Here is a 12,358-nt window from a genome sequence, read left to right as displayed (position 1 = left end):
GACAAACGCTGCTGAGCTTTGTTATAATGAATCGAATGCATAACACGACCTGAGGTGATGGGATGAATGAAGAGATGAAGAAAGCCTGCGCAATTCTCGGTGTTCCAGAGGATGCAACGAAGCAGCAAATTGAAGATCGTTATGGACTCTTACTTAAAAAAGCGCGTTCGCACAGCAAAGTGACTTCGAATGAGCAGAACTCGTCTGATACGCAAGTAAGCGTGGATGAAATAAATGAGGCATACAACCGATTAATGGGACTTGATCAGTATGTAGATGACACGGCCATGAAACCAACAGGTAAGGTTGAACATTTCTTTTACTATCACAAAATGCATGTGTTTATCGCGATATTACTAATTATAGGCGCGGTGTTCGGTGTGAAAAGTTTCCTCGATCGTCAAGCGGAGAAAGCCGCTGAAGCTGCAAAACCGCCAATTGACGTGAGTGTGATGTTTTTCGGTGACTATAGACTGGATAAGCCAGATAAAGTCTCAGATGTCATTCTTCCAGCCTTTCCAGAATGGAAGCGTGTCGAGACAGCTCTGACCATCGCACTGGAGCAGCCCAAAGATTCCTACGAGATGGCCTTGCAGCAGAAGAGTGTCATTTCCATGATGTCGGATCGTTCGGATGTCTATATTATGGATCGTCATCATATGGAGGCTTACGTTAAGCAGAGTGGATTTATTCCACTGGATGAATTAACGAGCAGATTACCTAGTGATCTGTTATCTGGCAAAATGTATGTAGCGAAGACAGATAAGGAACCACAGGAGCACGTGTATGCAGTGGATGTATCGAACAGCAGCTTCTTCAAATCTATTCCGATCAATGACAAAGAAAAATATGCACTGATTCGCTTTGATACGACGAAAAAGGATAAAGCACTTCAGCTCGTCGAATGGCTGATCCGTTCTACAAAACCCTAGTAAATACGCTTAAATCTAGGTGTTAATCACAAAAATCGATAGTTTGCGTTTTTCAAGAAGATTTTCTTATAAGTTTCTAATTGAATATTAATAAAGGGTTTCAATCGCTTGGGAGACAGGCGTTTGTTCCATCTATGGTAAATTCTGTTTAATTTCATTCTGTTAAGCTACTTAGTAGATAAGCAGATTACGATTACACAGGAGGCGTTACTGTTATGGAAAAAACGTATACGAAAAACTGGAAGAAAGCACTCGTGGGGGTAAGCCTTGTTGTCACATTGATGGGCTCAACAACTCTATTTACAACCTCAACTGTACAAGCTGCAACCGCTACGGCAGCAGCATCGACTAATAAAACAGCTTCTCAAAAAGCAGATGCGATTATTAAAGATGCACAATCACTGATTGGTAAAGTTCAATATGTATATGGAAAGAATGATCCGAAGAAACTCATTTTTGACTGTTCTTCTTTCACCAAATATCTGTATGCAAAGCAAGGTGTTAATTTGAAATGGGGCGCTACAAGCCAAAGTAAGCAAGGTCAATCCATTAAGAATGTAAAAGACTTGAAAAAAGGTGATCTTGTTCATTTTAGCGTGAAAGACCCTAAAAAAATCGGACATGTTGGGATCTATATCGGAAATGGTAAGTTCATTCACAACTTAAATCCGAAGAACGACGTAGTCATTAGTGATATGAGCAAAGGCTACTGGGCAGGTAAATTTATCGTAGGTACTAGAGTGCTTAAATAAGGACAAGCTGTTCAGAAAACAGACTCAACCCAAGTGGTTGGTCTGTTTTTTTGTATGTGCAAAATCTACGATTTGCAAGAAGATTTTCTTACATGTTTTTAATTGAATATTAATAAAGAGCCTCAAACTCAAGGGAGACATGGGTTTGTTCAATACGTGGTAAATGCTGTGTATTTTTATTCTGTTATGCTATTAGCAGGAAGACAAAATACGATTACACAGGAGGCATTACCGTTATGGAAAAAACGCAGACAGCTAAGTGGAAGAAAGTACTCATGGGGGTAAGCCTCACTGTTGCACTATTAGGTACATCAGCAATGATTACAGCAGGGCCAGTACAAGCGGCTGTAGCCGTATCAAGCAATACAACGGCTTCCCAAAAAGCCGATGCAATTATCAATGATGCTCAATCACTTATGGGTAAAGTTAGATATGTATATGGGAAGAACGATCCGAAGAATCTCATTTTTGATTGCTCTTCTTTTACTAAGTTTGTATATGCCAAGCAAGGCGTTAATTTGAAGTGGGGCGCTACAAGCCAAAGCAAGCAAGGTCAATCTATTAAGAATGTAAGTGATTTGAAGAAAGGCGATCTTGTTCACTTTAGCGTGAAAGACCCTAACAAGATTGGACATGTTGGGATTTACATGGGAGATGGCAAGTTCATTCACAACTTAAATCCGAAGAACGGTGTTGTCATTAGTGATATGAGCAAAGGTTATTGGGCAGGTAAATTTATCGTTGGTACTAGAGTGCTTGGCTAAGGACAAGCTGTTCATAGAGAAATAGACCATTTTAATAGAGAATAGAGAACAGAGAACAGAGAACAGGCTCAGCCCACGTGGTTGAGCCTGTTTTTTGTCACCACCATATTTTTACAAAAGTTAAAATTTTCTGATATAATACTCAAGTATTCATTTGTACAAATACATAAAATTGAGGAGTGGGAATAACCGATGAAAAAAGCAATCGTAGTATCGATCATTGGAGCGTCCATGTTGTTAAGTGCAGGGGCTGGGGTTTATGCGGGCACTAATATGAAGGAAATAAAGGCATACTTGAATAACGATATTAAGGTCAAAGTGAATGGCAAAACAACACAGCTGTTAGATACGAAGGGAAACGTTCTAACTCCTATTTCCTATGATGACACGACTTATGTACCTATACGTGCCATCTCAGGTTTATTAAATGTAGCCGTTGATTATGATCCTGCGACAGACAGCGTTCTGTTAGGAGAAAAAGTTGAGGGTACGCCTATTAACGCGAATCAAACCTTCTATACTTCAATAAAAGACCCTAATCTTACCAAATATAAAGGCACAGATTATAAAGAAGTACTGATCGCGAAAGGAAATGGTGGAAGTAATTTCCAACTAACACCGAACAAGAAATTCCAAAAGCTATACTTGCAAGTGGCTGCAATTGAAGCTTCAGTCAATCTTGAATTCAAAGATACGCAAGGGCATTTGTTAAAAGAAGTTACCGTTTCCATCGAAGATGGTATGAAAACTATTGAGCTCAATGTTGCAGGGCTTGAGGAAGTTAATGTCTTCTATGGTACTGAGGGTGTATTTGTCCCAGTAACCACTTCCTATTACAAATAATCATGCTCGAATAGAGAAACAGGCCAATCGAATCGGTTGAGCCTGTTTTTTTGATAGCACGTTAAAGCTGCCGCGGCATCTTGGAATTGTGGACACTTGTTGCTTCGGATCCCATTAGCCGCTTCCTCCCTCTTTTTTCAAAGGCTTCTAGCCCCATATCATCGAAAACCCACTTGTTCATCCGTTCGATCAATCACACGTCTCATTTTTTAGTAAAATAATATTCGTTAATAGGCACTTAATTTGAAAATACTATAGTAAAAAAAGATAGTAAAAAACTTAGTAAAAAATGATTGAATGTAGTAAAATTGTGTGTTATGTTTTCCTTGTTAAATACATAGATGACGGGGGAACCTCATATGCGTGCAATGAAACTATGGGAAAATATCGGACAAAATCATCTGAATCGAATGAAGCCGCGCGCGTTCTTTCATTCTTTTTCAAGTAAGCAGAAGGCACAAACGAATGAACCGGGGTATACCCATCATTTTAAAAGCTTAAATGGTTCTTGGAAGTTCCTCTTCTTACAAGCCCCGGAATATAGTCCGGTTGGATTTGAGCAGTCTGCATTTGATGTGACGAAGTGGGATGCGATCACGGTTCCGAGTAATTGGCAGTTAGAAGGCTATGGCAAAATGCACTATTCCGATCTGTGGTACAACTTCCCGATTAATCCGCCTTTCGTGCCGACAGACAACCCGACAGGGATATATAAACGCAGCTTTACCATTTGTGAAGACTGGCTAAAGGATCAGCAGGTCATTTTACGATTTAATGGGGTCGATTCGGCTTATCAATTATGGGTGAATGGACAGGAGATTGGTTATAGTAAAGGCGCTAGAATGCTCGCTGAATTTGATGTGACGTCTTATGTGCAAGCAGGTGAGAACGACGTTACCGTGCGCGTCTACCAATGGTCAGATGGCACTTACTTGGAAGATCAGGATATGTGGTGGCTCAGCGGTATATTCCGTGATGTGGATTTGTATACGCAGCCAAAGGTTGGGATTGAAGATTTTACTGTTGTGACGGATTTGAATGCGGATTATACAGCAGCTAAGCTGCAAATATCGGCTGTTGTGCGCAACTTGCAGGTGGGCAATTCCATTGCTTATGAGTTGTTAGATGATAAAGGACGGATCGTTGTCAGTGGTGAAACGCCTGCACAAGATGAAGTGACAATAGAGGAAGTCATTGAAGCGCCGAAATTATGGACGGCAGAGACGCCGAACTTGTATCAATTGTTATTGACGTTTAAGCAGAGGGATTCCGTTACTGAAGTCATTCCACAACAAGTCGGCTTCCGTAAAATCGAACTGAAAGGTGACACTTTTACGATTAATGGCGTGGCCATCAAGTTCAAAGGGGTTAATCGTCACGATTATCACCCGATTACGGGCCGCGTGGTTTCGCGGGAAGATATGATCAAGGATATTCACTTGATGAAGCAGCATAACATCAATGCGATTCGCACCGCACACTATCCGAACTCCACATGGCTCTATGATTTATGTGACGAGTATGGGATGTATGTGATCGATGAGGCGGACTTGGAGTGCCACGGGTTCGAGTTAACGGGGAAATACAACTGGATTTCCGACGATCCCGCTTGGGAAATGTCCTATGTAGAACGCTTGGAACGTATGCTGCACCGAGATAAGAACCACCCTTCGATTATCATGTGGTCACTTGGCAATGAATCGGGGTTCGGTTGTAACTTCAGAGCGATGGCGAAACGTACCAGAGAGCTGGATCCCACACGTCTGGTTCATTATGAAGGAGATCGTGAAGCAGAAGTAACGGATGTGCTGTCGACGATGTATTCGTGGTTAGAGCGATTAGATGAATCTTCCACAAAAAAACGCACCATGCAGACGATTGCTGAGACTCCTTCTAAACCACATATATTGTGTGAGTATGGACATGCGATGGGCAATGGCCCAGGAAACTTGAAAGAATATCAAGATTTGTTCTATGCGCATGACAAATTACAAGGTGGATTCATCTGGGAGTGGTTTGATCATGGTATTCAGACGATTCATGAGGATGATAAGGTCTATTACCGCTATGGCGGCGACTTTGGTGATGATCCGACGAACGGCAACTTCTGTATAGATGGATTGATTATGCCCGACCGCACACCTTCACCAAGCTTGTTGGAGTATAAGAAGGTCATTGAACCCGTTCATACGTATGCCGTTGATCTAGCAAAAGGTATCATCCGCGTAGAGAGCAAGTATGACTTTAGCACACTGGATCACTTGGATCTGATCTATTCCATTGTAAAAGATGATGAAATTCTTTTATCAGGTAGAGCCAATTTAAGTGGTATTGCGGCGCGTTCCAGTAAGGAGATTCAATTGGATTATACATTGGACTGGCAGCCTGAACGGGGTACAGACTATTACTTGAATATCTCCTATGTGCTGAATCGTTCCTACAAATGGGCGCCTCGTGGACATGAACTTGCCACAGGACAATTGCTGCTGCCAATTGTGACGGAACCTTATTACATCGAACCAAGCGGCTTGCTTGTGATGATCGAGCAACACTGTGAGTTGGTGGTACAGGGGGAAGAGTTCGAGATTATTTTTGATACGGTAAAAGGATCTATGAAATCATGGACACGTAACGGCAAGGTGGTTGTCGAGAAGGGTCCAGCCCTGCAGTTCTGGCGTGCACCCATTGATAACGATATGTATATCGTCGAAGATTACAAAAAGACGACATTCATGCACTTGATGCATGAGGTGGTTGAGAATGTGAGTTATGAGCAGCATGTTGATCATGTTCACGTGCAAGTAGAGACAATGAATGGTGCAACGAATGCTTCATGGTATTATCGCTCGGTTTATGACTACCGTATTTATCCGAATGGGGATGTACTGCTGAATGTAAGCGGTGAGCCTAGTGGTTTAGTTGAAAATGCCCCTGCGATGTTACCTCGCATCGGCGTGAACATGCATGTAAGTAAGGACTGTGAGAATGGTAAGTGGTATGGACGCGGACCAGGGGAAACGTATGTGGATTCCAAGCAAGCAGGGCTGTTCGGGGTGTATGAGCAGTCTGTGGATGGTATGTTCACGAATTACGTCGTTCCACAGGAAAATGGGAACCACACCGATACCCGTTGGGCACGTTTAACGGATCGTTATGGTGTAGGGCTGTTGGCTGTTGGCTATCCCTCCATGGACTTTAGTGCGATGTATTATGAGGCAGAGGACTTGGATGCGGCGAAGCATACGATTGAGCTCAAGAAACGGGATTACATTGTGCTCAACTTGGACGTGAAACAGAACGGACTTGGTTCCAACTCTTGTGGTCAGAACCAATTGGACAAATATCGCTGCAAGTTTGAGCCGTTTCATTTGAAAATTAAGCTGTCTGTGTACTCGAACAAGGAAGTGTCGGATGTGCGGAAGGCAAAGGAGACGATTCGGGAAAATAGGTTGTGAGCGGTAACGATATACAATAGTAGATACAACGAGCCCATCCGATTTGGATGGGCTTGCTCCTATTTGTTTTACTTTATTTTTAGTAAAAAAGACAGTACAATCGGAAGATACAAGGTTGAGATATTGGAGTGAGATAGATGGCAACGCTGAAGGATATTGCAGAGAAGGTAAATGTGTCGATATCGACGGTGTCGAGAGTATTGAATTTTGATCAGACTTTATCGGTGTCGGATGAGACACGACGTCGTATTTTTGAAATAACCGAAGAACTTGAATATAAGAAATCGACTAAGAGTGAAAAGCAGATCAAGTCTTCGCCGAAGAAAATAGAAATTGGGATGATCATGACGTTTGCCAAGAGTGAAGAACTGAATGATCCTTATTATCTCGCAATGCGTCTAGGTATTGAAGGTGCTGCGCAGGAGAAGTCAATCCAGCTCATCAAAGGGCATAAGGATGATCCGAATTTTAATGTACGGGATCTAGCGGGACTTCTTGTGGTTGGTCCAGTGTGTGAGGATGAAGTTGAGCAGATGAGCCGGCTGAATGCCAATATGGTGTTCATTGATTCACTCCCTGTGGATCATCGATTTGATGTGGTGATGGTCGATTTGGCGGACGCAGTGGAGCAGTCGATGAACCATTTGCACAGCTTGGGACATACGCAGATTGCTTTTATCGGAGGCAAGGATGAGCTAGGGGTGTCAAGTAAGGTAGATCGTCGCGAGGTGGCGTATGAAGCTTGGATGCATAAGGTAGGCGGATATGATTCGGGTCTTGTTCAAGTAGGTGAGTTCTCTGCGGAAGATGGCTACCGATTGATGAATGATTTGTTGGCATCCAAGGCTTCTTTTACAGCAGTTGTAGCCGCAAATGACTCGATGGCGATTGGAGCTGTTCGTGCGATTCAGGAGCGGGGATTGAAGGTGCCGGAGGACATCAGTATTGTGGGCTTCAATGATATTAAAGTGGCACAGTTCATGACACCATCGCTTACGACCATCAAGCTATACAGTGAGTTTATGGGTGAAACCGCACTTGATCTGCTGCTTGAGCGGATTCAAGGTAATCGCACCATTGCGAAGAAAGTTGTGATCCCAACAGAATTGATCATTCGAGAGAGCTGCTGCAAGGTTACGAGTACTCTTCGGAAGTAGTTAGAGGCAATGAAAGCAAGTAGAAAAGAAGCAAGACCGCATTCATGAGATTGCGGTCTCTTTACTATGAAACGAAGTAGTCGTCAAAGATTAGGCATTGTCGTTCATCTTGTGTTCATAATAGGGGTGTATCTTAAGAGGACCCATTTTATTTGACAACTAAAGTATTCAGTCATATACTTAGTAACACTAATTAAATTAGAGCTAAAACATTTGTAAACCTAAATAAAAGGAGGGGAGATTCATGGAATATCCAGAAGGAACAACCTCACAGAAACTAATGCGTGCCTTCATGCAATTTCGAAAGGCGGAATGGCATGGGCGCCCGGTTATGGGATATAAACCAAGCGAGGTGCGGGTCTTATTTTGCATGAAGCATGGGCCAAGACGTACGGGCGCGAATTTGAAAGTGTCGGATATTGGCAAGCTGCTCCATATCTCGATGCCTACCGTTACACAATTAATTAATGGGTTGGAAGAAAGCGGAGTTGTTGAGCGTTACGAAGATCCGGAGGATCGACGTGCAGTCCGACTTAAGCTGACAGATAAAGGCGAGGAAGTGACCCAGAAGGCAATGGATGGGATGAACGCTTCTTTTGCAGGATTAATTGAACATTTAGGTGAGGAACGAAGCAACATGCTTGCAGAGCTATTGAACGAAGTTTCTTTTTATTTTCATGGGAAGAAAGAATCTGATACAAAGGAAGGTGAACAGGTTTGATCAAGTTATTTCGATATCTGAAGCCCTATCGGATGCTAATTGGATTCGTCTTGGTGCTTGTCTTTTTACAATGCTTATCTGAACTTTACTTGCCTACATTAATGGCAGATATCGTGAATTTTGGGATAGTGAAAGCTGACACGCCATATATTATCAAAATCGGCGCATTCATGCTGCTTATTGCTGCAATTGGTGCGGTTTTCTCTATCATTGCCAGTTATGTTTCATCCAAGGTGGCAGTCGGATTTGGGCGAATCGTCCGTGGTAAAGTGTTCTCGCATGTAGAGAATTTCTCCATGCAGGAGTTTGATAAAATCGGTACAGCTTCCTTAATTACGAGAACGACCAATGATATTAATCAGGTACAACAAGTGTTAACGATGATGCTAAAGATGATGATTATGGCACCGATGATGTGTATCGGCGGTATCATTATGGCGGTATCCAAGGATGCGGAGTTGTCACTGATTTTTGTAGCGGTAATTCCGATTATTGTGCTTGCTATTGCGGCTATTACAAGTAAAGGAATACCGCTCTTCAAGGTCGTACAGACGAAGCTCGATAAGCTCAATCTTGTACTGCGTGAAGGTTTGACGGGCATTCGTGTTGTACGTTCTTTTAACCGGATTGATCATGAGAAGAAGCGTTTTGGGGCTGCGAATAGGGACCTTACGGAAACATCAATTAAAGTAAATAAAATTATGGCAGCACTTATGCCAGTGATGATGCTGGTGCTTAATTTTTCAACAATCGCCATTATTTGGTTTGGTGGGATTCGAATCGACGAAGGAAGTATGCAAGTCGGTGATTTGATGGCATTCATTCAATATGCGATGCAAATTATGTTCTCCCTCATCATGCTGTCGATGATGTTCGTGATGATTCCGCGTGCTTCCGTATCTGCCGCGCGGATTAATGAAGTTCTGAACATGGTTCCTGAAGTAAAAGATCCTGCAGCTTCTGTGCAGTCAAGTAAACCAACTAAAGGCGTTGTATCTTTTAAGGATGTAGTGTTCAGTTATCCGGGTGCAGAAGAGCCTGCGCTATCCGGTATTTCCTTCGATGCGCGTCCGGGTGAAGTAACAGCTATTATTGGGGGTACCGGATCAGGTAAATCGACACTCGTCAATCTTATTGCTCGTTTCTATGATATTAGCAGTGGGAATGTTCAAGTGGATGGTGTGGATGTACGCGAGATGTCACAGGAAAGCTTGCGGGCTAAGATTGGCTATGTGCCACAGAAAGCCGTGTTATTCACGGGTACAATTGCAGACAATATCTGTTACGGAAAAGAGAATGCGACAGATGCAGAAGTGACGCATGCGGCAACGATTGCACAAGCCAGTGACTTTATTGCAGATATGCCGGAAGGTTATCAGTCCATTCTTGCACAAGGGGGTACGAACGTATCGGGTGGTCAGAAACAGCGTCTTTCGATCGCTCGGGCATTGGTTAGACGTCCAGAGATTTATGTGTTCGATGATAGTTTCTCTGCCCTTGATTTAAAGACGGATGCGAAACTGCGTGCAGCGTTAAAAGAGGAAACGACACAATCTACGGTCATTATCGTAGCACAGCGGGTGACTACGGTTATGGATGCCGATCAAATTATTGTATTAGATGAAGGAAAAGTTGCAGGGATCGGCAGTCATCGTAAGTTGATGGAAACAAGCGAAGTGTATCGAGAAATTGTGTCCTCCCAATTATCGGAGCAGGAAAAGGAGGGAATCGCATGAGTGGAGAAAACCAGCAACGCCCTCAAGATCAGGCAGGGTCCAGCAAAGGCCCGAAGAATCCGGGCGGTCCAATGGGCATGGGTAGGGGCATGGGTATGGGCATGCCGACGCAGAAGGCAAAAAACTTCAAAGGCAGCCTCAAGCGCCTAATGGGTTATTTAAAGCCGCGCAAGTATCAACTAATTGGGGTATTCATTACGGCAATCATCAGTACAATCTTTGCGATTCTCAGCCCCAAAATATTAGGGAATGCCACAACGAAGCTTTTTGAAGGCGTAATGGGTAAAATGCAAAGGATACCGGGCGCACACATCGATTTTTCAGCGATCTTGCAAATTCTTGGCGTCCTGGCAGCTCTCTATCTAATAAGTGCTTTGTTCAGCTACATTCAGCAATATCTCATGGCAGGTGTAGCCCAGAAGACAGTCTATGATTTACGTCAAGAAGTGAATGATAAGTTGGCACGCTTGCCGCTGAAGTTCTACGATTCGAAGACACACGGGGAAATTCTTAGTCGTGTCGTTAATGACGTGGATAACATTAGCAGTACGCTGCAGCAGAGCTTAACACAGCTGATTACATCCATCGTGACGTTAGTTGGTGTGATTGTGATGATGTTGACGATCAGTCCACTCATGACATTGATTCTGATGCTGACACTTCCACTAAGCTTTGTCGTGATTAAGGCAATTACATCACGGTCTAAGGGTTATTTTAAAGGACAACAAGAAGAACTTGGGAAGCTTAGCGGGCACGTTGAAGAGATGTATACCGGTCATAACATTGTTAAAGCATTCGGTCATGAAGAGAAATCGATTGCCAAGTTCGAAGAAATTAACGATAGACTATATAACTCTGGTCAAAAAGCGCAGTTTATATCCGGCATCATCATGCCGCTGATGAGCTTCATTAATAATATTGGTTATGTGCTGATTTGTGTGGTCGGCGGTGTGCTTGTGACGCGTAACGCGATCAAGATCGGGGACATTCAAGCCTTTATCCAGTATGCAAGACAGTTCTCACAGCCTATCGTACAGACAGCTAACATTGCGAATATCATTCAATCGACGATTGCATCGGCGGAGCGGGTGTTTGAGCTATTGGATGAGAAGGAAGAAGTGGAAGAAGCGTCTGGTCATAACGTGAAGACACTTGGATCGGCAAAAGGAAATGTCGCGTTCGAGCATGTCAGCTTCGGCTATAAGGAAGATGTAACGCTCATTGCGGATATGAACATTGATGTAAAACAAGGCCAGATGGTGGCGATTGTCGGACCGACAGGTGCAGGGAAGACGACTTTAATCAATTTGTTAATGCGGTTCTATGAACTAAGTGAAGGTCGGATTATGATTGATGGAGTTAATATTACGGATATGAAGCGCGGTGATCTGCGCAGTATGTTCGGAATGGTGTTGCAAGATACATGGCTATTTAACGGTACGATTCGAGATAACATCGCTTATGGTCGTGAGAATGTGACCGAGGATGATATTGTGAATGCGGCGAAAGCGGCACATGCACATCACTTTATTCGCACATTGCCGGATGGTTATGATACAGTGCTCAATGAAGAGGCTTCTAACATTTCGCAAGGTCAAAAGCAATTATTAACGATTGCACGCGCTATTCTCGCGGACCCGACGATTCTAATTCTTGATGAAGCAACGAGCAGTGTAGATACACGAACTGAGGTGCACATTCAGAAAGCGATGAACACGCTTATGACAGGTAGAACGAGCTTTGTGATCGCTCACCGATTGTCAACCATTCGTGATGCAGATCTCATTCTTGTGATGGATAAGGGTAGTGTTATTGAGCAAGGTAATCATGAAGAACTGCTTGCAAAAGGTGGTTTTTACGCTGATTTGTACAATAGCCAATTTGCCGGTCATTCTCTGGCACAAGACGTGGGTTAATGAACCGAAAAATGTTGGAAAAAGATGTCCTCAGAGGTATAGTAAATAGAGGCATAGTCAATAAAAAATATCATTGTATACG

General features: G+C 43.1%; 9 protein-coding genes. All 9 read left to right on the top strand.

The window, feature by feature from the left end; all coding sequences use genetic code 11:
• Positions 1-62 precede the first annotated feature (62 nt).
• The 9 genes from ACSBOP_RS20245 (at position 63) to ACSBOP_RS20205 (ending at position 12,276) form a co-directional block, all read left to right on the top strand.
• Positions 63-932: a hypothetical protein gene (locus tag ACSBOP_RS20245; protein WP_442602282.1), complete on the top strand. Its 870-nt coding sequence runs from the start codon at positions 63-65 to the stop codon at positions 930-932.
• Positions 933-1,147: 215 nt separating this feature from the next.
• On the top strand, positions 1,148-1,684 hold the full coding sequence (locus ACSBOP_RS20240; RefSeq protein WP_442602281.1) for a C40 family peptidase: 537 nt from the start codon (positions 1,148-1,150) through the stop codon (positions 1,682-1,684).
• 236 nt (positions 1,685-1,920) lie between these two features.
• Complete coding sequence (locus tag ACSBOP_RS20235; protein ID WP_442602280.1) at positions 1,921-2,448, top strand: C40 family peptidase; 528 nt, start codon at positions 1,921-1,923, stop codon at positions 2,446-2,448.
• 192 nt (positions 2,449-2,640) lie between these two features.
• Positions 2,641-3,291 carry a stalk domain-containing protein gene (locus ACSBOP_RS20230; RefSeq protein WP_442602279.1) on the top strand — a complete coding sequence of 217 codons (651 nt, stop codon included), beginning with the start codon at positions 2,641-2,643 and terminating at the stop codon, positions 3,289-3,291.
• Between the two features lie 359 nt (positions 3,292-3,650).
• Positions 3,651-6,746, top strand: a complete 3,096-nt coding sequence (gene ebgA / locus ACSBOP_RS20225; protein ID WP_442602278.1) for a beta-galactosidase subunit alpha — start codon at positions 3,651-3,653, stop codon at positions 6,744-6,746.
• Positions 6,747-6,883: 137 nt separating this feature from the next.
• Entirely contained in the window at positions 6,884-7,903 is a 1,020-nt protein-coding gene (locus ACSBOP_RS20220; RefSeq protein WP_442602277.1) for a LacI family DNA-binding transcriptional regulator, read from the top strand.
• A gap of 244 nt (positions 7,904-8,147) precedes the next feature.
• Positions 8,148-8,624, top strand: a complete 477-nt coding sequence (locus ACSBOP_RS20215; protein WP_442602276.1) for a MarR family winged helix-turn-helix transcriptional regulator — start codon at positions 8,148-8,150, stop codon at positions 8,622-8,624.
• Complete coding sequence (locus ACSBOP_RS20210; protein ID WP_442602275.1) at positions 8,621-10,360, top strand: ABC transporter ATP-binding protein; 1,740 nt, start codon at positions 8,621-8,623, stop codon at positions 10,358-10,360. Before ACSBOP_RS20215 ends, ACSBOP_RS20210 begins: the two co-directional genes overlap by 4 nt.
• Positions 10,357-12,276, top strand: a complete 1,920-nt coding sequence (locus ACSBOP_RS20205) for an ABC transporter ATP-binding protein (RefSeq protein ID WP_442602274.1) — start codon at positions 10,357-10,359, stop codon at positions 12,274-12,276. The genes ACSBOP_RS20210 and ACSBOP_RS20205 overlap by 4 nt, the downstream gene beginning before the upstream one ends.
• The last annotated feature ends 82 nt before the right edge of the window (positions 12,277-12,358 follow it).

Source organism: Paenibacillus sp. KN14-4R (assembly GCF_052180255.1).
Classification (GTDB): Bacteria; Bacillota; Bacilli; order Paenibacillales; family NBRC-103111; genus Paenibacillus_AM.
This window is presented reverse-complemented; position numbering and strand designations above follow the sequence as displayed.

Coding starts and splice junctions, on each gene's coding strand:
- ACSBOP_RS20245 (WP_442602282.1), top strand. CDS start 63: ATGAATGAAGAGATGAAGAAAGCCTGCGCAATTCTCGGTGTTCCAGAG.
- ACSBOP_RS20240 (WP_442602281.1), top strand. CDS start 1,148: ATGGAAAAAACGTATACGAAAAACTGGAAGAAAGCACTCGTGGGGGTA.
- ACSBOP_RS20235 (WP_442602280.1), top strand. CDS start 1,921: ATGGAAAAAACGCAGACAGCTAAGTGGAAGAAAGTACTCATGGGGGTA.
- ACSBOP_RS20230 (WP_442602279.1), top strand. CDS start 2,641: ATGAAAAAAGCAATCGTAGTATCGATCATTGGAGCGTCCATGTTGTTA.
- ebgA (WP_442602278.1), top strand. CDS start 3,651: ATGCGTGCAATGAAACTATGGGAAAATATCGGACAAAATCATCTGAAT.
- ACSBOP_RS20220 (WP_442602277.1), top strand. CDS start 6,884: ATGGCAACGCTGAAGGATATTGCAGAGAAGGTAAATGTGTCGATATCG.
- ACSBOP_RS20215 (WP_442602276.1), top strand. CDS start 8,148: ATGGAATATCCAGAAGGAACAACCTCACAGAAACTAATGCGTGCCTTC.
- ACSBOP_RS20205 (WP_442602274.1), top strand. CDS start 10,357: ATGAGTGGAGAAAACCAGCAACGCCCTCAAGATCAGGCAGGGTCCAGC.